Annotated in this window: 23 protein-coding genes; 9 read left to right on the forward strand and 14 right to left on the reverse strand. The window is 58.1% G+C overall.

Annotation, left to right across the window (positions count from 1 at the left end; genetic code table 11):
• The coding region (locus AB5Y92_RS02670; RefSeq protein ID WP_368225449.1) for a hypothetical protein at positions 1 to 420 on the reverse strand (420 nt) is incomplete at its 3' end.
• 505 nt (positions 421 to 925) lie between these two features.
• Here AB5Y92_RS02670 and metN point away from each other — a divergent pair.
• The 4 genes from metN (at position 926) to rfaH (ending at position 4,026) form a co-directional block, all read left to right on the forward strand.
• Positions 926 to 1,969 (forward strand): methionine ABC transporter ATP-binding protein MetN, encoded by a 1,044-nt coding sequence (gene metN, locus AB5Y92_RS02675; RefSeq protein ID WP_005339067.1) that lies wholly within the window; start codon positions 926 to 928, stop codon positions 1,967 to 1,969.
• A complete protein-coding gene (locus AB5Y92_RS02680) occupies positions 1,950 to 2,603 on the forward strand; it encodes a methionine ABC transporter permease (RefSeq protein WP_164537646.1) in 654 nt (217 codons plus the stop codon). The genes metN and AB5Y92_RS02680 overlap by 20 nt, the downstream gene beginning before the upstream one ends.
• Positions 2,604 to 2,628: 25 nt before the next feature.
• Positions 2,629 to 3,429: a methionine ABC transporter substrate-binding lipoprotein MetQ gene (gene metQ / locus AB5Y92_RS02685; protein WP_005339072.1), complete on the forward strand. Its 801-nt coding sequence runs from the start codon at positions 2,629 to 2,631 to the stop codon at positions 3,427 to 3,429.
• A 96-nt stretch (positions 3,430 to 3,525) separates the two neighbouring features.
• Positions 3,526 to 4,026: a transcription/translation regulatory transformer protein RfaH gene (rfaH, locus tag AB5Y92_RS02690; protein ID WP_201938477.1), complete on the forward strand. Its 501-nt coding sequence runs from the start codon at positions 3,526 to 3,528 to the stop codon at positions 4,024 to 4,026.
• A gap of 59 nt (positions 4,027 to 4,085) precedes the next feature.
• On the opposite strand, the gene AB5Y92_RS02695 is transcribed toward rfaH, so the two are convergent.
• The 6 genes from AB5Y92_RS02695 to arcB form a co-directional block, all read right to left on the reverse strand.
• Complete coding sequence (locus AB5Y92_RS02695) at positions 4,086 to 6,062, reverse strand: methyl-accepting chemotaxis protein (RefSeq protein ID WP_368225452.1); 1,977 nt, start codon at positions 6,060 to 6,062, stop codon at positions 4,086 to 4,088.
• A gap of 38 nt (positions 6,063 to 6,100) precedes the next feature.
• Positions 6,101 to 7,312: an EAL domain-containing protein gene (locus AB5Y92_RS02700; protein WP_368225454.1), complete on the reverse strand. Its 1,212-nt coding sequence runs from the start codon at positions 7,310 to 7,312 to the stop codon at positions 6,101 to 6,103.
• A complete protein-coding gene (locus AB5Y92_RS02705) occupies positions 7,293 to 11,534 on the reverse strand; it encodes a transporter substrate-binding domain-containing protein (RefSeq protein ID WP_368225455.1) in 4,242 nt (1,413 codons plus the stop codon). Before AB5Y92_RS02705 ends, AB5Y92_RS02700 begins: the two co-directional genes overlap by 20 nt.
• A 223-nt stretch (positions 11,535 to 11,757) precedes the next feature.
• On the reverse strand, positions 11,758 to 11,961 hold the full coding sequence (locus tag AB5Y92_RS02710; RefSeq protein WP_005349248.1) for a hypothetical protein: 204 nt from the start codon (positions 11,959 to 11,961) through the stop codon (positions 11,758 to 11,760).
• Between the two features lie 315 nt (positions 11,962 to 12,276).
• A complete protein-coding gene (gene dgt, locus AB5Y92_RS02715; RefSeq protein WP_368225457.1) occupies positions 12,277 to 13,641 on the reverse strand; it encodes a dGTPase in 1,365 nt (454 codons plus the stop codon).
• A gap of 51 nt (positions 13,642 to 13,692) precedes the next feature.
• Positions 13,693 to 16,005 (reverse strand): aerobic respiration two-component sensor histidine kinase ArcB, encoded by a 2,313-nt coding sequence (gene arcB, locus AB5Y92_RS02720; protein ID WP_368225459.1) that lies wholly within the window; start codon positions 16,003 to 16,005, stop codon positions 13,693 to 13,695.
• Positions 16,006 to 16,211: 206 nt separating this feature from the next.
• Between arcB and AB5Y92_RS02725 the strand changes: the two genes are divergently transcribed.
• Positions 16,212 to 17,198 carry a DUF2860 family protein gene (locus tag AB5Y92_RS02725; protein WP_368225461.1) on the forward strand — a complete coding sequence of 329 codons (987 nt, stop codon included), beginning with the start codon at positions 16,212 to 16,214 and terminating at the stop codon, positions 17,196 to 17,198.
• A gap of 67 nt (positions 17,199 to 17,265) precedes the next feature.
• Here AB5Y92_RS02725 and AB5Y92_RS02730 read toward each other — a convergent pair whose 3' ends face one another.
• The 4 genes from AB5Y92_RS02730 to AB5Y92_RS02745 all read right to left on the reverse strand — a co-directional run bounded on the left by AB5Y92_RS02730 (position 17,266) and on the right by AB5Y92_RS02745 (position 20,186).
• The gene (locus AB5Y92_RS02730; RefSeq protein WP_005339098.1) at positions 17,266 to 17,964 is read right to left on the reverse strand and encodes a DUF3334 family protein; all 699 of its coding nucleotides are present in this window, start codon (positions 17,962 to 17,964) and stop codon (positions 17,266 to 17,268) included.
• A gap of 89 nt (positions 17,965 to 18,053) precedes the next feature.
• Positions 18,054 to 18,500 (reverse strand): HIT domain-containing protein, encoded by a 447-nt coding sequence (locus AB5Y92_RS02735; RefSeq protein ID WP_368225463.1) that lies wholly within the window; start codon positions 18,498 to 18,500, stop codon positions 18,054 to 18,056.
• A gap of 73 nt (positions 18,501 to 18,573) precedes the next feature.
• Entirely contained in the window at positions 18,574 to 19,215 is a 642-nt protein-coding gene (locus tag AB5Y92_RS02740; RefSeq protein WP_368225465.1) for a DUF2057 domain-containing protein, read from the reverse strand.
• 71 nt (positions 19,216 to 19,286) lie between these two features.
• Positions 19,287 to 20,186 carry a LysR family transcriptional regulator gene (locus AB5Y92_RS02745; RefSeq protein ID WP_368225473.1) on the reverse strand — a complete coding sequence of 300 codons (900 nt, stop codon included), beginning with the start codon at positions 20,184 to 20,186 and terminating at the stop codon, positions 19,287 to 19,289.
• A 97-nt stretch (positions 20,187 to 20,283) separates the two neighbouring features.
• On the opposite strand from AB5Y92_RS02745, the gene AB5Y92_RS02750 reads away from it, so the two are divergent.
• On the forward strand, positions 20,284 to 20,886 hold the full coding sequence (locus tag AB5Y92_RS02750; RefSeq protein WP_368225467.1) for a short chain dehydrogenase: 603 nt from the start codon (positions 20,284 to 20,286) through the stop codon (positions 20,884 to 20,886).
• Positions 20,887 to 21,014: 128 nt separating this feature from the next.
• Here AB5Y92_RS02750 and AB5Y92_RS02755 read toward each other — a convergent pair whose 3' ends face one another.
• The 3 genes from AB5Y92_RS02755 to dapA form a co-directional block, all read right to left on the reverse strand.
• Positions 21,015 to 22,118: a phosphoribosylaminoimidazolesuccinocarboxamide synthase gene (locus AB5Y92_RS02755; RefSeq protein WP_368225469.1), complete on the reverse strand. Its 1,104-nt coding sequence runs from the start codon at positions 22,116 to 22,118 to the stop codon at positions 21,015 to 21,017.
• 167 nt (positions 22,119 to 22,285) lie between these two features.
• Positions 22,286 to 23,413, reverse strand: a complete 1,128-nt coding sequence (bamC, locus tag AB5Y92_RS02760; RefSeq protein WP_042080542.1) for an outer membrane protein assembly factor BamC — start codon at positions 23,411 to 23,413, stop codon at positions 22,286 to 22,288.
• On the reverse strand, positions 23,406 to 24,293 hold the full coding sequence (dapA, locus tag AB5Y92_RS02765) for a 4-hydroxy-tetrahydrodipicolinate synthase (RefSeq protein WP_005349232.1): 888 nt from the start codon (positions 24,291 to 24,293) through the stop codon (positions 23,406 to 23,408). The genes bamC and dapA overlap by 8 nt, the downstream gene beginning before the upstream one ends.
• Positions 24,294 to 24,498: 205 nt before the next feature.
• On the opposite strand from dapA, the gene AB5Y92_RS02770 reads away from it, so the two are divergent.
• The 3 genes from AB5Y92_RS02770 (at position 24,499) to AB5Y92_RS02780 (ending at position 26,185) form a co-directional block, all read left to right on the forward strand.
• A complete protein-coding gene (locus AB5Y92_RS02770) occupies positions 24,499 to 25,032 on the forward strand; it encodes a glycine cleavage system protein R (protein WP_005349229.1) in 534 nt (177 codons plus the stop codon).
• Positions 25,033 to 25,056: 24 nt separating this feature from the next.
• The gene (bcp, locus tag AB5Y92_RS02775; protein ID WP_042059887.1) at positions 25,057 to 25,521 is read left to right on the forward strand and encodes a thioredoxin-dependent thiol peroxidase; all 465 of its coding nucleotides are present in this window, start codon (positions 25,057 to 25,059) and stop codon (positions 25,519 to 25,521) included.
• A 163-nt stretch (positions 25,522 to 25,684) separates the two neighbouring features.
• Positions 25,685 to 26,185, forward strand: coding sequence for a YfbU family protein (locus tag AB5Y92_RS02780; protein WP_368225471.1), 501 nt, complete (start codon positions 25,685 to 25,687; stop codon positions 26,183 to 26,185).
• Positions 26,186 to 26,293 lie beyond the last annotated feature (108 nt).

The following is a 26,293-nucleotide window of genomic DNA, read 5'->3' on the forward strand; positions in this document are numbered from 1 at the left end:
TCGGGTCAGGCGGGTCTGCTCCAGCCCGGCCAGATTCTCGAGCAAGGCGGTGGTGGCCGGTGTCGGGCACTCCCGGGCCAGATGGCTCAGCTCGCCCACCAGTTGCTCTTCCCAGCGGCACACCTGAGTGACGATATCCTGGGTCTGGACTGATGCTGGCAGCTCGAAGCGGGTAATGGCCGGCAGCATATCCTCGCTGAAACTCTGGTTCAGCCAGGTCTCCCTGATCGCCTCTCCCAGCTGAGCGGCATATTCGTGCAGATGGGCACTGGCCGCATCCTCACGCCCTTGCAGATAGACCAGCAACATCCGGCTACGTTCGCTGTCCACCTGACTGGTCAAACGCCCGTAACAGAGTCCGAGCTGGTGATGAACCTGCTCAAGATAGTGCAGCAACTCTTTGATCTGTTGGAATCTCATCGCACTGCCCTCCATGCTTGTCGACAACATCAGTATAAAAAACCGGCGCCACCGACCCAATCCCTATCCGTGCCCCCCTTGCGCTACATCAAGGTTGACGCCGACAAAGTGGCTGCCAGGTGCTCCGGTCACGAATAGGGAACGATTTGTGCAGCAATTTGTGTAACGATGGAGGAGCATTAAGCTAGACAGCAGATGTGAACAGAAACGAGCTAACACACTAATAAAACCAGCCCTTACCGTGTATAAACCATCTTTAATTCGGTTATACGCCACAGGGACGAAACAGGATCTGGAAGAGCAACAATACCATTCTGATCGTTATCCGCCTGACAGAAATCCTTATCACTTTTTTAGACGTCTAGACGTAAAAACATGCGTTGACATGGCCATCCAGACATCTTAGCATCATCCTCCATGATGACAGAGTAACCCAGTGGAACCTCTGCCCAATTTCCCCGCCTGTAGCGCCCTGTGCTTTAAGGCTGTTAGCACGGAAGAATCCATGATTAAGTTGATCGGTCTCAACAAAGTCTACGGTACAGGCAGTGACGCCGTGCACGCCCTGCGTGATGTGAGTCTGCATGTACCCCAAGGCAAAATTTTCGGGGTGATCGGTGCCTCCGGTGCCGGCAAGAGTACCCTCATTCGTTGTGTCAACCTGCTGGAGCGCCCGACAGAGGGTCAAGTCATCGTTGATGGCCAGGATCTGGTCGCCCTGAGCGAACGGGATCTGACCCAGGCTCGCCGCCAGATCGGGATGATTTTCCAGCACTTCAACCTGCTTGCCTCCCGCACCGTGTTTGCCAACATCGCCTTTCCACTGGAGCTGGCAGGCTGGAGCAAAGAGAAGATCCAGCAACGGGTTGCCGAGCTGCTGGCACTGGTCGGGCTGGAAGCCCGTGCCCAGGCCTATCCGTCCGAGCTTTCCGGCGGTCAGAAGCAGCGCGTCGCCATTGCCCGCGCACTGGCTCCGGCCCCCAAGGTACTGCTCTGCGACGAGGCCACCTCGGCCCTCGACCCGCAGACCACCCGCTCGATCCTGACCCTGCTCAAGGAGATCAACGTCAAGCTGGGGCTCACCATCCTGCTCATCACCCACGAGATGGATGTGGTGAAGGGGATCTGTGACGAAGTGGCCATCATCAGCGACGGCCGCCTGATCGAACAGGGCGAAGTGGCTTGGTTCTTCAGCAATGCCAAGACCCAGCTGGCCCGTGACTTCATCCACTCCACCATCCATCTGGAGGTACCGCAGGAGTATCAGGATCGGATGAGCAGCGAGCGGGTGCCGGGCAGCTACCCGCTGGTGAAGCTTGGCTTTACCGGCAGCACGGTCGATACGCCGCTGATCTCCGAGGCAAGTCGCCGTTTCAATATCGACATCAGCATTCTGAGCGCGGACATCGAGTACGCCGGTGGCGTCAAATTCGGTTTCCTGCTGGCCGAGCTGTTCGGGGATGAAGCCCAATGCGAGGCGACCCAGCAGTTCCTTATCGACAACCACATTCAGCTGGAGGTAATGGGTTATGTCCGAAGCCATGATTAATCTGCTCATCACGGCCCTGGGCGACACCCTGATCATGGTGTTTGCCTCCGCTCTGTTCGGCTGCCTGCTGGGTCTGCCGCTCGGCGTGGCACTGCACGTGACCAAGGCGGGCCAGATCCTGGCCAACCCCTTGCTCAACCGTACTCTGGGTATGGTGGTCAACGTGGGTCGCTCGGTGCCCTTTATCATCCTGCTGGTCGCCATCATTCCGCTAACCCGGCTGATTGTCGGCACCAGTATCGGCACCATCGCCGCCATCGTGCCGCTGACTGTCGGCTGCATCCCTTTCATCGCCCGTCTGGTAGAAGGGGCCCTGATGGAAGTGCCGGACGGCCTGCTGGAAGCGGCCAAGGCGATGGGCGCCAAGCCGCTGCAAATAATCACCAAGGTGCTGCTGCCCGAGGCTCTGCCCGGCATCCTCAACAGCGTCATCATTACCCTCGTCACTCTGGTGAACTACTCGGCCATGGCCGGAGCCATCGGTGGCGGTGGTCTGGGGGATGTGGGTATTCGTTATGGTTATCAGCGCTTCGACCCGACCGTCATGCTGGTGACCGTGGTTATCCTGGTAGTACTGGTTCAACTTATCCAGAGCGCGGGTGAGCGCCTGGTCAACAAATGTGATCATCGTTAATCGTCGATTTCTGACAGGAGGTTTTATGAAATTTGGCATCAAATCCGTTGCAGCTGCCCTGCTGGCTGGTCTGGTTCTGGCCGGTTGCGGTCAAAAAGAAGAGAGCAAGGTTCTGAAAGTGGGCGCTATTGCCGGCCCGGAGACCGAACTGGTTGAAGTGGCTGCCAAGGTAGCCAAAGAGAAATACGGTCTGACAGTCGAGGTGGTCAACTTCTCCGACTACGTCACCCCGAACGTGGCGCTGAACGATGGCAGCATCGACGTCAACGCCTTCCAGCACAAACCCTATCTGGATGCGCAGGTGCGTGATCGCGGCTTCAAGCTAGTGCCGGTTGGCAACACCTTCGTCTACCCGATTGCCGGTTACTCCAAGAAGATCAAGGCGCTGAGCGAGCTGCAAGATGGCGCCCAGATCGCGGTACCGAACGATCCGACCAACCTGGGTCGCTCCCTGATCCTGCTGGCCAAACAGGGTCTGATCACCCTGAAGGATGGCGCCGGTCTGGAAGCCACCGTGCTGGATATCGCCAGCAACCCGCGCAACTTCAAGATTGTGGAACTGGAAGCAGCCCAACTGCCGCGCTCGCTGGAAGACGTGGACTTGGCCATCATCAACAACACCTTCGCCGGCCAGATTGGTCTGACCCCGACCGAGAACGGCCTGTTTGTTGAAGACAAAGAGTCCCCGTACGTCAACCTGATCGTCGCCCGCGACAACAACAAGGATGACGAGAAGGTCAAACAGTTCGTACAAGCTTTCCAGACCGATGATGTCTACAAGAAAGGTCTCGAGCTGTTCAAAGGCGGCCTGGTAAAAGGTTGGTAATTGCTCACTCGGCAAAAAAGGCCACGCAATGCGTGGCCTTTTTTATTGGCGCCGCTATCATATCCGCGAGCACGGCAACACGAACATACTCATAACATGAAAAAATGGTATCTGGCCTACTGCAAGCCAAAAGAAGAGGCCCGCGCCCGCGCCCACCTCGATGCCCAGGGTATCGAATCCTATTACCCCATGGTGGAGATCGAGAAGCTGCGCCGGGGCAAGCGAGTTCCGGTACGGGAACCCATGTTCCCCAACTATCTGTTTATCTTCGTTGATTTGGAAGAGGTGACACCGGTCACCCTGAAATCGACCCGCGGCATCAGCCGGATCATCCACTTTGGCAGTGAATGGACCCCCATCAGCAGCAAGCTGGTCTATCAGCTGATGAGTCGCGATGACAGCGATGAGGCGAGAGCCAGCTACGCCAACCTGCCCATCACTGGTGACAAGGTATTGATTGAAGAGGGGCCGCTTGCCGGCTTCGAAGCCATCTATATGGAGCCGGATGGAGAGAAACGTGCGATTTTGCTGGTCAGCCTGCTCAACCGGGAGACTACCAGCAGCTTCGACAACCACACCTTCAGACGTCTGGACTAAGCCCATGGGCCAGACGGCCCGGTGAATGGCAATAGCAATGGCGGGATACTCCCGCCATCTCACGCATCACGATCAAAGCGGGCGATGACCGCCTTCAGCTTGCCGGTATCACCAGCCAGTCTGGCTACGATCTGCTCCCCCTGCTGACTGCGCTGACAGGATTGCCGACTGAGCGCGGCAATGTCGTCGACCGTCCCGGATACCTCGGCGGCCACCCGCGACTGCTGCTCGGTTGCCACCGAAATGGCCTCCAACTGGCCCGACAGCGACTGCACCAGCTCGTTCATGGCACTCAGGGTATCGGTCACCAATCCAACAGCATCCCGCCCTTGATCTACCAACCGGGTACCGCTGCTGACGGTACTTACCGTCTGGCGAGTCTGCTGGGAGATGGCCGCAATAGTCTGGCTGATCTCGGCGGTTGATTGATGGGTGCGGGTCGCCAGCTGACGCACCTCATCGGCCACCACCGCAAAACCGCGCCCCTGCTCGCCTGCCCGAGCCGCCTCGATCGCCGCATTGAGGGCCAGCAGGTTGGTCTGCTCCGCAATGGTGGCGATCACCTCGGTGATCTGCCCCACCTGTTCACTCTGATGCGCCAACAGCCCCATGGCCTCGTTGGCCTGTCCAATCATGGCGGCAATCTGCTGCATGGTATCGCTCATTCGCGTCAGCGCGGCCTCTCCCTGACGGGTCTGCTGCCGCACCTGATGGGCTCCATCCGCCACACCGGCAATGTTGCCAGCCACATCACGAGCACTCACCGACATCTGATCGATAGCCGCCGCCACCGCATCGACCCGCTGATCCTGCTCCGTCAGATCCGCCACTATGGCTCTGGTGGTGCTGCCCACATCGAGACAGGCCACCTCGACCTGCCCCACTGCCCCCTGCAACTCCCCGACCAGATGATGTAACTGGGCAGACATCCGGTTGATGGAACCGGTCAACTCTCCCAACTCATCCTGCCCTGTGATTGGCAAGGGCTCGGCCGCCAGCCGGCCATCCGCAACCTGCCCCGCCCGGGTCACCAGACAGGCAATGTCACGGGTCAGACGGCGACTAAAGAGCCAGGCGACTACCATACCAAGCACGATGGCGCTGCCGGTAGCCAACAGCAGAGTCTGGTTGATGGCCCTCCCGGCTCCGGTCATCTGCGCTGAAATCTGATCCACCTCGGCACGGGTTTTCCCCACCTGCTGGACCAACTGCTCGCTGAGGCTGGACTGCATCGGCTCGATGTCGGTGGCCATCAGGTAGTTTGCCTGATCCCAATCCGGTGCCTGGCGCTTCTCGATCACCTGTCCCACCAGCTCGGAGAAGGGGGTCGCCATCTCTTCAAACAGCTGCCAGAGGCTCTGCTGGGTGTCGGTAAAGAGCGCGGCTTGCTGTTTAACCTCAGCCACCCGCTGCTGATGAAACTGGTAGTAATCCTGATACTTGCTGCGGTATTCGGGGTCGCCTGAGATGAGAAAATCCCGCAGGGCTGAGAGGGCGTTGGCGAGGCTGTTGTAGGCATCCCCCACCTGTTTGAGCAGCATGCGGCGATCGCCGGAGAGTTGATCCTGCGGAGTGCCAACTTCTTCATTGGCAAAGGATTGCAACTGATCGAGCGCCGCCTCCGCCAGCGGCCCCGCCTCTTGCAACATCAGGGTGTGAGCGGGCAGATTCTCTTCGCTCTGGGCTATGGTCCACACCTTCTCCTGATGGCTTTTGAAGGTCTCGAGAGACTTGGCAATCGCCGGACTGAAGGCCTGATGGGCAATGGCCTGCCAGGCCGACTCCCACTCCTGCTTGAGGCGGGAAGCCTGAGCCGGATCCTTGCCGAGGATCAGATAGCCACGCAAGGCAGAAACGGTGGCAACCAGTGCCTTCTGGCTCGCCTCATCCCGCTGCAAAGCGGGCAGCGCCTGCTCCAGCAGGGTGTGTTGGGCCTGATTGATCTGGGTCAGCCGGTAATAGACCAGCGTGGAGGAGAGCAGGATCAGCAGGTTGATAAAACCGAAGCTGAGCAGCAACTTACTTGAAATTTTCATGAACATCCTTGTTCAAACGAGGGATCCAGCCAACAGAATCAGATAGATATCAGTGTAGGCAATCTATCTTGCCAAGTCCGGTGCCAATTAGCCAATTCACTGCGTGGCATCGGGCGGGCAGAGAAAAATCCCTGACAAAGGTCGCAACCGAGTTGGGCCAGCACTCGCCAGGTCGCCTCATCTTCTACCCCTTCCGCCACCGACTTCAGCCCCAGCTTGCGGGCCAACTCGATACTGGACTCGATGATAGCCAAACGTGACGGATCGGCATGGCAGCGATCGACAAAGGAGCGCTCCAGCTTGAGTTCGGTGAACGGCAACAGTGCCAGCTGCTGCATTGAGGAGTAGCCGGTACCAAAATCATCGATGGAGAGGCCAAAGCCATGCATCCTTAGCCGGGTCAGCACCTCCAGAGACTTGCCCAGATCCTGCACGAATGCGCTCTCGGTCACCTCGAGGGTGATGAGCTCAGGATTGATACTCCAGCGCTTGCACTGTTCAATCAATAAGTTGCAAAGATCCCCTTCAATGAGTGAGGTGGTGGAGAGGTTCATCGACAGATTGAGTGACAACCCGGTTTCCTCCCATAAATGACCATCACTCAGAGATTTGCTGATGATCACCTCGGTCAACGGATCGATAAGCCCGTTGCTCTCCGCCAGTGAAATAAAACGCCCGGGAGGGATCAGGCCAAACTCGGGGTGTTGCCAGCGGGCCAACGCCTCCATCCCGACCCACTCGCCGGATGCAAAACTCACCTTGGGCTGATACCAGGGCAGCAGTTGATCTTGCTCGATCGCCCGACGCAACTCATCGAGTCCTATTCTGTGCCCCTCTTCCTCCCTGACGGGTTCCTGCCGGGGTGACCAAGCCTGGATAAGCAGCTGGAGCTGCTGCGGCGTTGAGGGTTTCTCTATGCGACCAAGCACCTGCAAGCCATAAGCGGTACTCATACGCAATACGGCTTCTACCACATCCCCCTCAAGCGCGCTGGAGAGGATAATACCGCCCTGAAAACCACCCAGCGACAGGCGGCGCAACAGCGCCATGCCATCCATTCCGGGCATTCGCAGATCGCAAAACAGGATATCGACGTTGTGTTGCTGGCTAAGCGCCAATGCCTCGACACCATCAACCGCTTCCAGCAGATTCTGGTAACCCAGGCTGCGGATCTGGTGCAGCAGCGCCTTGCGCTGAAATCCATGGTCTTCCACGACCATGATGACCAACTCATGTTGTGCTTTTTTCATCGAGCCATAATCCAATGTCGTGGGTAATCGCCGTCATCAGCCTCTGCACTGTGCTGACCAGATCGTCGAGTTCGTCGAGCCGCTTCAATCGCGCTGCCGATTCCAGCATGGCGGCCTGACTGGCAAGCTCCTCCAACCCGACCATTCGGGCAGCCCCCTTGATCCGGTGGGCGGTCTCGACCAAGGCGCTGGCATCATGACAAATCAGCGCTGCCATCATGGCCTCGCCATCCTGCCGGTTGGAATCGAGATACTCCACCGCCATGGCTCGCGCGGTCAGCTCGTCACCAAACAGCGCCAACCAGCGCTCAGCCTGCATGCCTGTAGCCCCAACAACGGGCGCAACCGCGCTTCTGGTTGGCGTCCTCTCTGCCAGCCAATGGGCCAGCATCTGGCGCAAGATATCCAGCGGGTAGGGCTTCAGTAACATGTCACTCATGCCTACCTCTACCATACGAGCACTCGCCTCTTCCGACGTATCTGCCGTTACCCCTATGATGGGGGCCGTCACTCCCGCAGCCCGCAGCGCCTTGGTCAGAGCATAACCATCCATCACCGGCATATGGCAATCAGTCAGCAGCATCGAGAATTGCTGTCCCTGCCAGGCCCGCAGAGCCTTCTCGCCATCTTCCACAACCTGAGCCTCGATACCAAGAATGGCCAACTGCCGTGCCAGCAAGGCACGATTGACCGGATGATCATCGGCCACCAGTACTTTGCCACCCAGCTTCTCTGCAAGCGCAGGGAGGATTGGTGTGACCCGCTCCTGCAGCAATTCGTGGCAGCTCTCCAGCAGAAGATCCGGATAGAGAGGAGATAGACCCAGGCGCCACCATTTCTGTTCACCAATCCGACCTCGTAACGCCTCATCGGGTGACGCTATGATCCCCTTCAGCGCAGAGTGTTGCAGCCAGCTTTGCCATTCCCCCCCCAGCGCTTGCTCAAGCCACCGTTGATCGGCCAACAGCAACCCCTCCAGTGAGCGACTGAGCTCATTGGCCCCCAAGTACCTGAGCTTGGCCCCCTGCCGTACCATGGCCGCTTCGAGGTTGGTGTCATCGCTGAAGAACCACCATTCTGTGTCAGCCAGAGCTGGGGGATCCCACTGCGGATAGGTTAACGGCACGGTAAAACGGAAGCTGGAGCCCTCTCCTGCCTTGCTGGTCAGTGTCAGTGCCCCCCCCATTTTGCATACCAACTGCTCACAGATTGCCAACCCCAGTCCGGTGCCACCAAAACGACGGTTGATATCTGACTCCACCTGCTCAAAAGGCGTGAACAGCAGCGCCTGCTTCTCTTCGGCGATCCCGATGCCGGTGTCACTGACACTGATGGTCAATTGCTCGCTCAGGTAGCTGACCCGGATAGTAATCCCCCCTTGTTCGGTAAACTTCACCGCATTGTTGAGCAGGTTGGAGATGACCTGACCGATACGCACCCCATCGATGTCGGCCCAGTCCGGCACATGATGCTCCCACTCCAGCACCACGTTGAGCCCCTTGTTATGAGCCAGTGTCGCATGGCCACGAATGGCATCGCAGATCACCGTTTGCAACCGGCTGCTCTGGTAATTCAACTGCAACTGACCCGCTTCTATCTTGGAGAAATCGAGGATGTCATTGACCAGATAGAGCAGGTTGTTGGTCGAGGTGACCACATTGCGCACCATAAAACGCTGGTCGTCGTTGAGCTCGCTCATTTGCAGCAATTCGAGCATGCCATGCATGCCTGAAATGGGTGTTCGTAGTTCATGGCTCATGGTTGCCAAAAAGCGACTGCGAGCCTGCATCGCCTGCTCGGCATAGGCGCGAGCTTCGCGCAGCTCGTATTCCTGTTGCTTGAGGGCAGTGATGTCCTGAATGACCCCATTGAGGATCAGTGCCTGCTGCCCCTGTCTGACAAAGTTGCCACGCACTTGCAGATAACGGTCTCCATCAGGCCGCTCCACCTTGACCTCCAGGTCGAGGGGGGCCAGGGTCTCGGCATGGTTGGCCACCTTGCTGACAAACTCCTGCAGGGCCTGTTCGGTAAAGCCAAATACCTCACCACCCGATTCAGCGTTAAATAAATCCTGGTGAGATACCCCCAGAATCTCGTTGGCCCCCTGAGAGGCATAAAGAAAGCGCCCCTTGCCCGGCCCTTGCCACAAATACTGATAGACCACCCCAGGCATACTGTCGGTAATCTGGGTAAGGCGATTTTCAGCCTGACGGGCGCGCTCCTCCGCCTCCTTGATCCGGCTGACATCGGTCAGTACTGTCAACACCCCCAGCATATTGCCATCGGGATCGCGATAAGGGCGTTTGGCATAGATAACATGGCAGGGCGTACCATCAGCTCGCAGGTTGCTCCCCGCCCCCTCCAGATCCTGTCCGGTCTGCCACACCCGGCGCTCTTCTTCCAACACACTGTTTCTGAGTGTCTCTGGCATGTTTTGCAGCTCCTCACTGCTACTGCCAGCACCAAGGAAAGCATCGCGATAGGCCTGATTGCACAAGGTGATCCGCTGCTCGCTATCACGTAGCGCCACCATGGTTGGCAGTGAGTTGAGCAAGGTCTGCACAAACAGCAACTGTTCGTTCAGCTTGTCCTCTGCGATTTTCCGCTGCGCAATCTGGCGACGCAAACTGCGAGCCCAGAACATCACCAGCAAACCGCTGACGAGCAAGGCGCCCCCCCCTATGGCCAACCATTTGTAAATCAGGGTGTAATCGGATTCGATATTGACCGACACATTGAGCCAGCGTCGCTCCAGCAGTTGCCACTCCTCATCCGTGATGGTCAGCAGCAACTTGTCCATGATGCGGAGCAACTCGGGCTGAGCATTGTCGACAGCCATACTGATAGGTACGGAAAATTCGGGAGAACTCAGCACCACCTGATACTTCTCATTGAAACCCTTCATTGCCTGCTGTCCCAGATTGGTCATAGTCAACAGCACATATTCAGCTCGCCCTGTGTCAAGCAAGGTCAGTAAATCGGCATCCTTGCCCACTTCGATAATATTGGCGCCCAGCGCGTGAATGAGAGAGGCTTCGTAAGAACCCGTCACACCACCAATCAGACGCCCTTTCAGCTCGACCAGTGACTTCAGCGGGCGAGCACCGTGTCTGGCTACGACATAGCTGTCGAACTTCAGATAGGAGGAGGTAAAAGAGGCAAAGGACTGACGATCCTTGAGCGGTGTCATCAAGGGAATAAGGTCCACTTTGTGCTCTTTCAGCAGTTTAAGTGACTCCTGCCAGGTATTTGTCGACACCAGCTCAAAGCGGATCCCGGAGCGCAGACTCAACAACTTCATCAGGTCTGCTGTATAACCATGCAATTCACCTTCGTCATCGATTTCACTGATGCCGGCAAATCCGGGGGCAACGGCGAACTTGATCACCTTGTTTCTCTGCTTCAGCCAACTAGCCTCATCTGGTTCCAGCAAAAGGCCAGCGTTGGCGCGTTCATCTTTCTGATGCAACCGTAATCGTGAGTCTGCAACGGGTATCCGTTGATATGCCTGCCAAAGCTTCTCGCTCAGCTCTGGCTGGCGGGAGCTGGTCGCCATCGTCAGCGTGCTGCCAGAAAGCCACCCAGGAGCGACAACCCCCATTGATGCAGGCATTCTCTCCATCTTGAGGGAAACAATGGGTTCCAAATCAAGATATGCATCGACAGCGCCCAGCTTGACCATATAGGTCGCCTCGTCACGGCTCTCCAGCTCAGTTACATCAGAGATCCCCAAACGATCCAACTCATTGCAACTGCCAAAACCACGAATACAGACCCAGCGTAACTTGCGCGCCTGCTCCAGGGTCAATCGCTGATCCGGGGTATGCATTAAAATGGAGCGAGCATAAGAACCGATACTGCCAATAGGGTTTATCCCCTTCAATTCAAGAGCATTACGTTCGACCCCGATTAATGCATCAATCTGGCCGCCTTGGAGAGCAATCTGGGCATCCACGTAGGAGTTGTAGGGGATATAACGCAATGACACGCCCATTTCGGCTGCAATGCGCGAGGCCAGCTCCTTGAGCGGACCGGCATAACGCTGGTTGGGGAGTTGATAGATGAAAGGGAGATAGCCGCCACGGGGAACCCCGATCAGCAGCTCCTTTTGTGCAGTAATTTCGTTACTTGTGCTCTCATCTTGCAGTTGGGGAGCCGCAACAGCCAACATGCCCGTAAACAACAGCAAAATAGGAAGAAAAAGCTGACGAAGGAGTGGCATAAGGTCTTGTCCTGATGAGTAAAACAGATAGGGCTGCCACCTCTAATCTTGCAGATCCTGACGACGCAAGGCGAGAAAACAATCGCAGCTGTTACAAAGAGGGCGGAGAGGATAATACTGAGTCACCAACATGTGAACCTGGAATCAACCATAAGATGGAAAAATGGCAGGCATGCAGCCTGCCATTTCACTAGCGAGGGGGATCTTATTCTCCCCTTCGCGATCAGGTTATTCGATTCCCGAGGCGGAAGCCGGTTTGATACTCCCGCTCGCGAACGAGGGCGATTTGACCCTGATATCCTTCCAGCCCGATATCCCTGAGCAGGGCGGGTGACAGATTGACCTGCACGAGACGACGCTCGACCCGGGCAATCCTTCTCTGGACCAGGGATTCAACACTGCGCAGTAAAACCAGTTCGATAGACATGACATTCTCCAGTTGAACATGCGGTTCTCCCGGAGAAAGTGGATATCACCCTGCGGGACGAACCGCGGGTGATAAAAAGACAGGGGTTACCTGTTTACGCCACGCGGTAAAAGAGCACGAGATTTCACGCCGCACGCAGTGCCGCGAGAGAATGCAATATTGAGCATCAGATGTTGCATTTTCGTCTCCTTACCGGATAAAAGTTGAACAGGTTGCAGAAGTCTAAAAAATATCCGAATTTAAAACAAGCCTCTTGCGACTCCTTTTTAAACGTTTTTACGGCATTTTATGCTGCCCGACAGGGAGCTTGGGGCATCAGATCCCCGAGAGTAGCCGGTACTCTTCCAGTACATAGGTATCCGTCATGCCGCTGACATAATCGAGCAGCAACCGTACCCGGTAATACCACTCCTGCTCGTTCTGGCAGGCAAAGCTCGGATCCGGAGTGGCGATCGCCAATCGATAGGCCTTGAGATGGCGGGCCGAGAGGCGGTGATAGAGGCGGCGCGCAAAGAAAAGCGCCTGACTCCCCTCCCCGGCCAGTAGGCGAGCAAACTGTGGCGCTGGCAGCGCCAACAGACAGGCATAACTGGTCAGCACCCCGCGCAGCGCCGCATACCCCTCCAGTTCGAGAGCCTCGACTTCGGGGCGCATAAAGACCAGCTCGCGGGCCACCCGCTTGAGAATATCGAGCACCCGCGCCGCCGGCGCCTGACCGTGCAGCAGCGCTTGCGGATAGGATCCCTGCAAAATGGCCTGATGTTCGCTGACATAGCTCTGCGCCGCCAGCGCCACCAGATCCCGGGTCAGTTGCTGGCGAAAATGGGGAAAAAAGCCCCGGCTGGATGCCAGCGCGTCATCGAGCAAGGTGCCCAAGTAGTCGCTCTGATCGGCCCCCCGCAGCGCAGCCAGCAGTTCACCCTGAGTCAGGATCCGCCGATCTACCGCATCTTCCAGATCGGCGATGCAGTAGGAGATGTCATCGGCCGCCTCCATGATGTAAACCAGCGGATGACGGCAGCCGGGGGCCAGACCCAGGCTCTGACCGAGGGCCCGGTAGAGCGGCTGCTCGCTAAAGAAGATGCCCCGCTTGCTGCTCCAGCCATGATGCTGGCCATAGTTCACGCCGGGCCGGGGCTGCTGCGGGTATTTGCAGAGTGCCGCCAGCTGCCCGAGCGTCAGGTTGAGCTCGTGCAGGCTGTGCACCAGCCGCAGACTCTGGGCGTTGCCATCAAACAGTTGCAGATCCTGACGCAATTCCGCCCACTGGGCCGAGGGGGGCTGCGCCAGCGCCTGCTGATAGAGGGGAGCGAGCATCTCGCCGAGCCACTGGCTCATCACCTGCTCGCCAAAGTGGCCAAACGGCGGGTTGCCCACGTCATGAAGCAGGCAGGACATCTCCACCAGATTGATAAAGGCCCCTTCGCAGACCGTTCCTGCTGGCAAGGCGGCCAGAATGCGGCGGCTGATCTGGCGACCGGTCTCCTGCACCTCCAGCGAGTGGGTGAGGCGGCTGCGCACCGAGGCCTTAACATCGAGCGGAAAGACCTGGGTCTTCTGCTGCAACCGGCGCACCGGTGCTGCCTGCACGATACGGGCGCGATCCTGCTCGGTCGCCTCCAGCAGATCCTCGTCCCCCCAAGGGTGGATGCGCGCAGGGGTAATCAAACGGCTATACATCTCGCGGCTCCTTGCCAGCAACTTCCATCAGACTCAAGACAACCTCCAGCCTCAAGACAGCAACCAGCGCCGCAGACGGGCGATATCGCCGGGATATTCGCGGCGCAGCGTCTCAATCCAGTCCTCTACGTTCTCCCACCAGGCGGGGTGATCCGGGCTCTGAATAAGCTGGGCTGTCTGCTGCAATCGGCGCAGGCCAATGGAGCCTGCCGCCCCTTTTATCTTGTGTGCCTCTTCCACCACCCCAGCTTGATCCTTGGCAATCATGTTGGAGTCGAGCACTGCCATGTAGTCCGGCATCATCTTTTCGAACAGATCGACGCTGGATAGCAGCACCGGTTTACCCACGGTATCGGCGTAATCGGTGAGGAAGGGGATATCCAGCAGGGCATCCTGATTGCCCGCATCCGCCTGCTCGTCCGCTTCATCCTCGGCCAGATCGGCAAACAGGTGACCAATCACCTCCCGCACTGCTTTGGAGCCAAGCGGCTTGTTAATGACATCCTGCATGCCATGATCCCGGTAGTACTGGCGATCGCCGGTGGAGTTGGCGGTGAGCGCCACCATGGGTGGCAGGCTGTCGCCATAACGCTCCAGCAGGGTTTTCGCCACATCGAAGCCGGTCATGTCCGGCAGCTGGATATCGAGCAAAATGAGGTCGAAATCATCCGGGTTGGCCATCGCCAACGCCTGGGTGCCGTCCCGTGCCACCTGCACCTGATGACCCAACTTGCCCAGCAGGGCGCAGGCTACTGTCACGTTAAGCTCCACATCCTCCACCAGCAGGATATCGAGGGAGGGCATCTCCTCCTCCTGCTCTGGCAACACAGGCTCGGCGCATGCTACCTCCAGCTCGGCGGTAAAGCAGGAACCTTCGCCCGGATCGCTGTCCACATAGAGCTGGCCGCCCATCGCCTGCACCAGCTGACGGGAGACCGCGAGGCCAATGCCGGTGCCGGTGGCGTGCTTCTTGCCCTGCACCTGATAGTACATGGCGAAGATCTTCTCCTGCTGAGCGCGCGGGATACCGATACCGGTATCCTCCACCTCGAAGTGCAGGGCCAGCTTGCCCGGCTCGTCGGCGGGATGGGAGAGGCAACGCACGGTGACGCCCCCCTCATCGGTAAACTTGACCGCATTGCCCACCAGATTCCACAACACCTGACGCAGGCGGGTACCGTCAGCCATCACAAATTGCGGCATGTCGCCATCCCGATCGAAATGCAGATAGAGCCCCTTCTGCTCCGCCTGAATGCGCGACAGGGTCTCCAGCTCGTCGAGGAAGGCAGGCAGGTCGATACGGGTTGGCGCAATTTCGAGGCGACGGCGATCCAGTTTGTCCAAGTCGATGATGTCGTTGAAGATATTGCCAAGGGTCACCGCACTCAGGTGAATGGTCTTGAGCTGCTGTTGCTGCTGGGGATCGAGGGGAGTATCCATCAGCATCCGGCTTAAGCCCACGATGCCGTTGAGCGGAGTACGCAGCTCGTGGCTGATGGTGGAGATGAAGGTGGTCTTGTCGCGGCTCGCCTTCTCCAGCTTGTCCTGATACTGCTTGCGCTCGGTGATATCGCGGCCAAAACCGAGCAGCCCGAGTCGTTTGCCGAAGCGGTCGAAGAAGGGTACCTTGCGCAGCTCGAAGTAAGCCTTGCGGCCATCGGGATACTCCAGCCACTGCTCGTAGGTGAGGGGCTCGTTGCTGGCAAAAACCTGCTTGTCGGTCTCCACCACCTTGTTGGCGATCTCCTGCTTGTAGACATCGAACGGGGTCAGGCCAATCAGCTCGGCCTCCACCTTGCCGGTCAGCTCCTCCATGGCGCGGTTGCAGCCGGAGAACTGCTCATCCTCGTTACGGTAGTAGACCAGATCCGGGGAGCAGTCGATAAAGGAGCGCAGCAGCGCGGTGCGCTCCCCCAGATGAAGTTGGGCTTTCTCCCGCTGAAACACCTCGTTCTCGAGATCCTCGATGGCCTGTAGACGCAGGCTCTCGGCCCGATTGGTTTCGGCAATCTGGGCGTTGAGACGGCTGATGTTCTCCTGCAGCTGGGTATTGAGCTCCAGATCCCGCTCGCGCATATCTTGCAGCTTGCGCACCATCCTGCTCAGTCGCTGACGGGAATCCTCCAGCTGATCCACCACGATGGAGAGAAAATAGACCGCCCAGGGGGTCACCAGCAGGCCAAAGAAGACCGAGCGAACGAAGTCGATCACATCGATATTGCCGCGCAGGAACAGGGTCACCCCCATCTGGATGGCGACCGCCAGCACGATAATGCCCGCCGCCAGGAACATGCTGAATCGCACCAGTCCCAGCTTGGTCATCAGATCGACATAATATTGCGCCCAGGATTTAATCTGTTTCATCTTATTGTTTTCCCCCGATATTCGCGGTACAGAATACCAGCACAACCGAGTGAACTCTTCTTAATCTCGCACAATTAATTAACGATTCGCCGAATGAAATGAGTGGGTTAGGATAATTGGCAATATTGAGTCAGTTGCCATTAAGGTTTTTTCTTTATACTCACCGGCCGAAAAAATTCACCACCATTTAATTTAGGAGTTATCCGATGCGCAACACCACCTTGCTGGGCCTGGGCCTGCTGGTCGCAAATAGTGCTTATGCTGATTTGGGTGAAATTCCCAAGGAGTCTGGCTGGTCCGGTTTCCTGCTCGGCGGGGTCAGTGTCATCAATTACGAATCAAATTTTTATAGCGGTGATGATGAAAACCGCCGCCTGAGCGGACTGGGCAGTGCCGAGAGCAGCTCCGCCGTTACCCCGCTGCTCAACGCCGATATCCGCTACACCTTTGCCGATACCCGCACCCAGGTCTTCCTCGGTAACCTGATCCAGGATGCCATCCGTTTCGACTTCACCCAGCAGCTCGGTATCCGTCAGGAGATGAGCGACAAGGGCATCGTAGCTGGCTCCGTGGTCTTTAATGCCATGCCGACCGAGCAGTGGAGCGATCCCTTCGCCGTAGGCGTTGATCGCCAGTCGACCGATATCAAGTCAAAAGGGGTTCGCTTCGCCTGGGACAGCATCTGGGGTAGCAACTTCAATGGCAGCCTGACCACCCGCAACATCGAGGTGGATGAGGAGCGCAGCGGCAGCCAGTATGGCGCCGATACTGCCGCCAAGCTGGATCGCAACGGCAAGATCCACGCCCTCGACCTCTCCTACAAATGGCAGCTGGCACCCGGTCAGATGCTGGAGCCAGCCTTTATCTACCGCCAAGCCGATCTGGATGGCAGCGCCCAAAGCTACAAGAGCAACGGCCTGCAGTTGACCTACGGCATGCGCGCTTCCCAGTGGTCTTTCGTCAGCAACGCCTATCTGGGCCAGACCAAATATGATGAGGCCAACCCGATCTTTGGCCAAAACGCCGACTCCGACGAGTTTGCCCTGACCGGTACCTTCTTCTGGCACCGCCTGTTCGGTATTGCTCCGCTCTCGGCAACCTTTACCGCTGGCTATGCCAAGTCCGATTCCGACATCAACTTCTACGATTCTGAATCAGTGATGTTCAACACCGGCCTGCTCTACAACTTCTAACAACGGTTGTGCGCACCGATACAACAAGGCCACCCGAAGGTGGCCTTGTTGCTATCCGGCGTTTGCCTCAGATACCCAAAGAGTCGAGCAGATCGTCGTGATCGTTGGCAACCGGGGCCGCAGCCTGAGCCGGCTTGGCGGCATCCTGCTTGGCCTGGGCGATCAGCGCATCGGGATCCAGCTCCTCGTGCTCCATCCCCTCATTGTGGATGCGGATGAACTCGGTTTTGTCCATCGCCAGCTCCAGATAGAAGATGTTGTTGCGGGCGGTGAAGAAGGTGACGCGGCGGGATTCCGGACTGTCGAGATTGGTATCGACACTCAGCATCACCTGCTTGTTGAGGGCCAGCATCTTCGGCTGGTTCTGGGTGATGTGGGTCTGCAGATCCCGGCCCACCTTGACGGTAAAGCTGCCGACGATCTGGTTCATCAGCTCGCCCATCACGTTGCTCACCTCGTCAGAGGTGTGGGAGATGGCGAGATCCTCCTTGGAGAGCCCCATGCTCAGCATGTAGCTCTCGTACAGCTCCATGGCGGCGGCGGCGGAGAAGTTGATCACCACCAGACCGGAAAAACCGCCATCGAACAGCACGAAGCAGCCGATATCCGGCTTGAGGCAGGTCTTGCTGATCCGCTGCACCATGCCGGAAAACCGCACCTGACTCATGGTCGCGGCACTCAAAACGTCCGTCACCGAGTTGCACAGGCTGAGCAGCACATCCTCTGTGGTCAATACGGCATCGTCATCGGATCTTGTCACTATCATGGGACCTTCCTGAACATCGAAAATGGGCTTATCTATACCATAACTCTAACAGATGGCGCGGCCCGGAGACTGAAATAGCGACACGCCTCTCAGTTGACTCCGTTATCAGCAGCCACAGGGGTGAAACCGCTCAGCTTGGCGAGCCGGGCACGCCATATATCGGCCTGCTTGGCCAAAACTTGTGGCTCATAAGGCACGACCGGATGAGCTCCCCAGATGGGGCCGGGCCAGGCGCGATCCGTCGCAAAGCGGGCGACATGGTGAAGGTGGAGTTGCGGCACCATATTGCCCAGCGCCCCTATATTGATTTTGTCCGGACTGAGGGCCTGTTCCATCAGGGCGGCGACGGCGCAGGACTCCTGCATCAGCTGTTGCTGCTGCTCCGGCGCCAGATGGTGAATTTCCCGCAGGTTGGCTACTCGCGGTACCAGGATCAGCCAGGGATACTGGCTGTCTTTGGCCAGCAAGACCCGGCAGAGGGGCAGATCCCCGAGCCACCGGGTATCTGCCTGCAGGCGTGAATGCAATTCAAACATGAAAACCTCGTTGAGTACGATGAACAGAGCGCCTGAAAAAGGAGTGTCCACGTTACTGCAACGGGCAGAAAACTTAAAGCTGTGGCACGGCCCAACCGATAAAGCGCTTGCGAAGGGCCGGGTCGGCCTGGAGGAACAACTGCTGCAACAGCCCTTCCAGCTCGCTGGCAGCCACAACGGGTTGCGCCCCGCTGACGATCTTGGCAGTTGGCTGCGTAGCAACGGCGCCAGCCGTCAGCGCCGCCTTGCCGCCGCTGCGGTTGTATTCAGCCAGTTTCCCGTTCCAATCCACCCCAAGCAGCATGCCGCTGGTCACCAGCGCGTCCTGCTGGATGGCAAGCGCGCGGCCATTCTCCTGCAACGCCACCACAGGAGCCTTGGCATACGCCTGCATCCCCCGCTCGTCTCCCGGTACGCTGGCCGTCAGCTGCAAATGCTGATTGCTGCCCTGATAGCGCACCACCTGCGGCTCGGAGCGTACCTGCCGATCATTCTCGCTGCTACTGCGACTGGGGATCACCCCCTCGAAGCGCACCAGCAGTTGCTGCTCGCCATCCGCCAGGGTGGCATGCTGCTCATCCTGCAAGGTACCGTTGCTCACTGCGAGGATGCGGAAATTCTCCGGCACCTTCACTTCCACCATAGCCTGCACACTGCCAGCCCCCAACACTGCACAGAGCAGCACAAACCCGGTCAACCCTCTATTACTCTTCATTCCCGCTGATCTTCCTGATGCCGATGATGGGCGCAGGGTAGCAGCCGAAGATGACAGAAAAATAACGCCGCTCAGAGCAGGTAGTGGGGTCGCTCGGCAAACCACTGGGCAAGCACCTGCTTGAACAGCCGGATCTTGCGCGGCACCCGTCGCTGCTGGGCATGCAGTACATGGAGCTGATGCAGCCCGCTCTGCCATTCGTCGAGCACGGTCACCAGCTCTCCTGCCGTCAGCAGCGACTCCACCAGCATCAGCGGGCACTTGGCATAGCCCATACCGGCGCGCGCCAGCTGTAGCACTGTGCTGTAGTGGTTGGCTCGTACCTTGCCCTGCACCAGAATGTGGGCCTCTTCCCCCTCACGGATAAAGTGCCACTGCTCCCAGGCCGGATTGTGCCCCTGCAACAGACAGCTGCGCCCGCTCAGCTCATAGGGAGTGGCAGGACGCCCCTCTCGCGCCACTAGTGCGGGGCTCGCCACCACCACATCCTTGAGCCGACCGAGCGGCAGGGCCACCAGATTGTCCGGCACCTCGCTCATGGCGCGCAGGGCGATATCGTTCTCCCCCTGACTCATGTCGACCATCTGGTTGGTGAAATTGAGTTCCACCTCCACTCCCGGACAGAGCGCGGCAAAGCTGGCCAGCAGCTCGCTCACCATGCGATCGCCGGTACTGACCGGGCAGGTAAAGCGCAGCCGTCCGCCATCCTCTTCGGTCAGCGCCTGAATATCCTGCTCCGCTTGCCGCGCCAGCGCGAAGATCTCCCCCGCCTGCTGGTAGAGGGTCTTGCCCGCCTCGGTCAGACTGAGGCGGCGGGTGGTGCGCTGCAACAGTTGTGCATTGAGGGAGGCCTCCAGCGCGCTGACGTGGCGGCTCAGCATCCCCTTGCTCACTCCCAGCGTATCGGCAGCGGCCGAGAAACTGCCGCGCAGCACCACCTCATAAAAGCTGGCCAGATGGGCGATATCCATCATTAGCTCCAATATGGAAACAATTGGTTTATTTTGCGCGCTTTTTCGCATTTTCTGTTGCGCTAGAATCAACATATCCCAACCAGGAGTGATGCAGATGAAAATTGTGATTGTGGGTGCCTCCGGCACCGTCGGCTCCGCGGTCAGTGAACTGCTTGCCAAAGATCATCAGGTGATCCGGGTCGGCCACAGCCGTGGCGATGCCACGGTCGACATGCGAGATCCCGCCTCCATCAAGGCGCTGTTTGCCCAAGTGGGCCAGTTTGATGCACTGGTTGTCGCCAGCGGCAGCGTGGCCTTCAACGGCCTTACCGAGATGACCGACGAGCAGTGGCAGGTGGGACTGGAGAGCAAGCTGATGGGCCAGATCAACCTGACCCGAGCCGCCATTCCCTATCTGACTGACAAGGGTTCCATCACTTTGATCAGCGGTATTCTGAGCGAGGAGCCGATCAACTGGGGGGTGAGCGCCAGCACCGTCAACGGCGCCATCGATCACTTTGTGAAAGCGGCCGCCTGCGAGCTGCCAAGGGGCATTCGCATCAACGTGGTGAGCCCCACCGTGCTGGTGGAGTCGATGGAGAAATACGCCGACTTCTTCCCGGGGTTCGTGCCGGTGCCAGCCGCCAAGGTGGCGCAGGCTTACAAGAAGTCGGTGTTGGGCATTCAGACAGGTCAGGTGTTCAGGGTCAACGGCTGATCGCCGCTCGCTTGCCGCCAGACCAGCAATAAAAACGGGCCCCGTAGCGGGGCCCGTCTGTTTCTCTGCCTATCTCCTTCGCTATCAGCAAACGTTTGTTTGTTGACGACAAAAAAAGAGAGCAACCCTTAGTCGATCAGACCGTACTGATCGCGCAGCACCTCGATGATCTCCTGCTTGGGATTGGCAGAACGCGCCAGCTTGTGGCCGATGATCTTCTCGGCGATCCCGACATAGGTGTTGGAGATATCCATCATCACTTCGGTCGGCAGCTTGTTGTCGCGGGCCAGGGCAAAACGTTCCGGCATACGGTTCTTGTTGAGCAGGATGTCCGGATCCGGGAAGTGGTTGAGCAGCCACTGACGGAAACCCTCTTTGGACTTCTCGACAATCTGACCGTCGCGCAGGGCCGCGCCATCCCAGATACGGGAGCTGTCGGGGGTGCCCACTTCATCCATGTAGATCAGCTTCTCGTTGCCGGCGGCATCGTGGACGTAACCAAACTCGAACTTGGTATCGACGAAGATCTGATCCAGCCCGGCCAGCGCGTCGCTGATGACGTTGAAGCCCTCTTTGAGCAGCACTTCGTAGCGGTCGATGTCGGCCAGTTTGCTGAAGTTGAAGCCTTTATAGTGGCGCTCGATATCGGCACGGGAGACGTTGACGTCATCGGCTTCCGGCACGCCATCCAGCCCTTTCAGCACGCCCTTGGTGGAGGGAGTGATGAGGATCTCCGGCAGTTTCTGATCCTTTTTCAGCCCTTCCGGCAGGGTGATACCGCAGAACTCGCGCTCGCCATCCTTGTAGGCACGCCACATGGAGCCGGTGATGTACTGGCGGGCAATCGCCTCGATCATCACCGGACGGGCTTTTTGCACGATCCAGACGAAGGGGTGCGGAATATCCAGAATGTGGCTGTCGGCCAGTCCCTTCTCCTTGAACAGCTTGAACCAGTGGCTGGAGATGGCATTAAGCGCCGCCCCTTTGCCCGGTACGCCGTTCAGGCCATCCACACCTTGCCAGATGCAATCGAAAGCCGAGATGCGATCGCTGATCACCATGAGGGCGAGGGGCGCATCGGCCGGCACATCATAGCCTTTCTCTTTTATGAGTCGGGCACTGTCTTCGGGGGTCAACCAGTAGACGCTGCGCACTTTGCCGGAATGGACAGGTTTATCGGTACGGATCGGCAAATCGTCATTCACCGCCAATACTTGATCTGCAAGACTCATGGCTAATAACACTTCCTGTTTGTGGGGGGTAAACATCGCGAGTCACTCACCTGCACGCTCTGTTTGCAACGGGCTGGCAAGGGGGCTCGCATCATCGAAAACCGCTCGGAATCCCCGCGTTTTCAGGGGGATTCTGATAACAAAACAGGGGCACAAGGCCCCTGTATTTATTCTGCTTTTGCTGCTGCCTGATCGGCCAGCCCCTTGGCGAACGCCTCGGACAGGCTGATATACATCTGGGAGATAACCCCGGACGATACCGGCTTCTTGTCCTTGTCGAACAGGGTGATGGAGGTCTTGCCTCCCGCCATTTCGCCAAGCTGGAAGCGGTATTTCTCCTCCTCCAGTTTGAACGGCTCGCTCCCTTTCGCCTTCCAGAACTCGGCACCCGGCTCTTCGTACTCGACGTCGATCCAGCCCAGTGACTGCTGGGTATCCTTGATGGTGAAACCGTAAGCGGGCAGTACCTGATTGAGGCGACGCCACACCTGATCAAAGGAGCCTTCGGCAATCCAGGCGCTCAGTTCGTTGTTGTCCAGACCCAGTTGCAGACCCATGCCATCGTTGGACTTGTGCTGCTCGCGGGCTTTCAGCTGGCTGTCGTAATAGAGCGAGAACTGATTCAGCACTCGCGCGGCATAGCGCTGGGCATCGGCAGGGGTCAGCTTGTTGCTGGTCTCGCCGTCGATGGTCTCTTCGTGATCCAGTACCCGGACCGACATATTGACGGCGTGGCGCTGGGCGTCGTTGCGTACGGTGAACTGGTAACGCTGACGGATTTTGAAGTCTTCGTCATCTTCACCCCAGCCATCGAGGGCGACCGTGTTGTCAAACCAGCCGGTCTGCAATACGCCATCCTGCTGATCCAGCTTCTCGGTGGTGACCTTGTATTTGGCCAGGAAGTTCATCAGGAACGACCAGGTATCGCGCTCCACGCTCTGGCTGGTGCTCAGGGCATAGAAGGCAACGGTCGGTTCGGTTGCGGTCTGCACCACCTGACTGCCCGGTACCACGGTCAGCAGTTGAGCGGGTGGGCGCACATCGACCTGGGCGCCGAGGGCACCTTCACGGCTGCTCTCGGGAAGCGGCGGGATGTCGTACTGGCTGTTGAAGGTGGGGGCACTCAATCCTGCGGGGATCAAGAACGCGCGGCCCTCGAGGCGGGCATCTTCATAACCGAAGTCGCGGTTGGCCATTTTGCGATCCTGGGGGGTGCTGCAACCGGCCAATACGGCCACAGTCGCAACGCTCAGCACCAGACGGGCTCTATTTCCCTTTCCATTAGATTTAAACACTCGCCATCAACTCCGCTGTGGTCAGTGCTCGCGCCATCAGCTGTTCGCCCTCGGGAGTGAGGTCAACCAGCGGCAGGCGCAAGGTGGCTGTTGCAATCAACCCCAGTTGGGCACAGGCCCATTTCACCGGGGTGGGGCTCGGTTCGCAGAACAGAGTCTTGTGCAACGGCATCAAGAGATTGTTGATGTCATGCGCCTGCCCGGCATCGCCGGCCAGCGCAGCACGACACATGTCGGCCATCTGGGCCGCTGCAATATTGGTGGTGACCGAAATCACGCCATCGCCACCTTGCAGCATAAAATCACAACCAGTGGCATCGTCGCCACTGTAGAGAGCAAACTCCGGCCCGCACAGCTCGCGCAGCAGCGGGGTGCGGCTCAAATCGCCGGTTGCCTCTTTCAAACCGATAATGCCGGGAACCTTGGCCAGACGGGCCACTGTCTCCGGTTTGAGATCGCAACAGGTGCGACCGGGCACATTATAAAGAATTTGGGGCAGACCACTAGCCTCGGCGATCGCACAATAGTGGCGATAGAGACCTTCCTGAGTGGGCTTGTTGTAGTAAGGAGTCACCGAGAGACCCGCCACCACGCCGGTTTTGGCCAGTCGCTTTGCCAATTCAATGGCATGGGCGGTATTGTTGGAGCCGCAACCGGCGATGACGGGAATGCGTCCGGCGGCATACTCAACGGTCTTTTCAACGACGGCGATATGCTCCTGCTCGCTCAGGGTCACCGATTCCCCTGTGGTACCCACCGCAACAATGGCGCTGGTCCCGGCGCTGACATGATAGTCGACCAGCTTGGCCAGACTGGCCCAATCGACTTCACCTGAAGCCAGCATGGGGGTAACGAGCGCAACAATACTACCGCGTAACATGGACTTTTCTCCCGATTTTCAGGGGCGTAATGGTAAAGCTGACCCCTTTGAAAAACAAGGGAGAGAGGGGGCAAGCCGTGATACCATCCGGAACAAAAAGCAATGGACGAAAGTCGGCAGCGCCCCTCAGGGAGTGGTCATCAGGGCCGGAGGGTTGGCTTGCCAGCGCGGCTTTCGCAACGAAATAACGGACGAGAGAAGATTTATGACTCACTACCTGGTCGTAACGGCCATCGGCACGGACAGGCCTGGCATCGTCAATGAAGTGACCCGCCACGTCAGTGGCTGTGGTTGCAACATTGTGGACAGCCGCCTTGGCATCTTCGGCAATGAATTTACCTTTATCATGCTGCTCTCGGGCGACTGGAACAGCATGATGCAACTCGAAATCAGCCTGCCCCTGCGTAGCCAGGAGTGGGATCTCATCACCATGATGAAACGCACCGAACGCCACCAGTCCCTGCAGTATGACGTCCGCGCCAGTGCCGACCTGTTGATCCGCGACGAACCCGGCATCGTAAGCCAGTGCACCCAGTTCTTCAGCGAACATGGCTGGAACATTCAGGCGATGCAATCCATGACCCTGGAGCAGCAGCCGTTCAACCTGCTGAAGATCAGTTTTCAGCTCAATCTGGCCAGAGAGGGTGAAGTGGAAGGTTCGCAAACCGCCTTCGCCGAATTCTGTCGTCAACTGGGTGCCGAATCGTTCGAGTTTATCGTCAATCGCAAACACGCCTGAGGGCGTTTTACCCGAGGAGACCCCATGCAACCACTACAAGCTGGCAGCCCCGCCCCCGATTTCTCCCTGCCCGATCAGAATGGCAATCAGGTCAGCCTTGCTGGCCTGCGCGGCAAAAAAGTACTGGTCTACTTCTATCCCAAGGCGATGACCCCCGGCTGCACCACCCAGGCCTGCAGCCTGCGCGATGTGAACGCCGAGTTGACCGCCCTCAATGTGGTGGTGCTTGGCATCAGCCCGGACCCGGCCAAACGGCTGAAAAAGTTCGAAGAGCGGGACCAGCTCAACTTCACCCTGCTGGCCGATGAAGACCACGCCGTCGCCGATGCCTTTGGCGTCTGGGGCCCGAAGAAGTTCATGGGCAAGGAGTATGACGGCATTCACCGTCAGAGCTTCCTCATCGACGAAGAAGGCAAGATTGCCCACCACTTCGACAAGTTCAAAACCAGCGATCACCATCAGGTGGTACTGGATTTCCTCAAGGGATAACCCTCCCCTGCGTCATTGAAAGGCCTGCCATGCAGGCCTTTTTTGTCTGGTCAGCCGCCCCTTACCAGCGGATTTTTCTCACCAACTCCCCCGCCCAGATCAAAAAATTCATTTTATATATGGGTTAACGTGACCCCAGAATCGTCTTCCAGCGAGATATCCCATGAACATGAGCAACACTGAACGTTTGATCCTGAGCAACCAGTACGAAATTCTGGCGAAACTCAATCCGGAGAAAGCGGACGTCTACCAGCGCGCCAGCACCATCATCGAGCGCGGCTACTGCCTGCAGATCCTCGAGCTGGAGAAGAGCTTCGGCCATCTGGATCTGGCGACCTGCCAGGAGGTGATCGACACCCTTGAGCTGCACCACGCACTGGCCATCTCATGGGGTAATCTGGATGCCGCCGATCAGGGCGAGATCAACGCCAGCCGGCTGGAGTTCAACGGCTACAGCCGCAGTCAGGAGCGGGAGCTGGCCGACTATGTCTGCTTCCTGCTGGAAGTGGACAAGCGCTTCCCCGAGCTCAAGTGCCCGTGCGACGAGCTCTCCAGCGACTTCGCCATGCGCGACAAGTACCAGCGGATGCTGCAGGTGTGGCGCCAATGTCCGCGCCAATACAAGCTCTCCATCCAGGAGATCCGCAAAGTGCTGGCAGCCTGATGGCTGGCCACCAGTGTCTAGTCCTGAAATAGGTTTACACATTTTCAACTAGCATTTCTCTACTCAGAACCCCCTATGTACCGCATCGGGGGTTCTGTATTTCAACGC

Source organism: Aeromonas sp. R1-1, assembly GCF_040908495.1.
GTDB lineage: Bacteria > Pseudomonadota > Gammaproteobacteria > Enterobacterales > Aeromonadaceae > Aeromonas > Aeromonas veronii.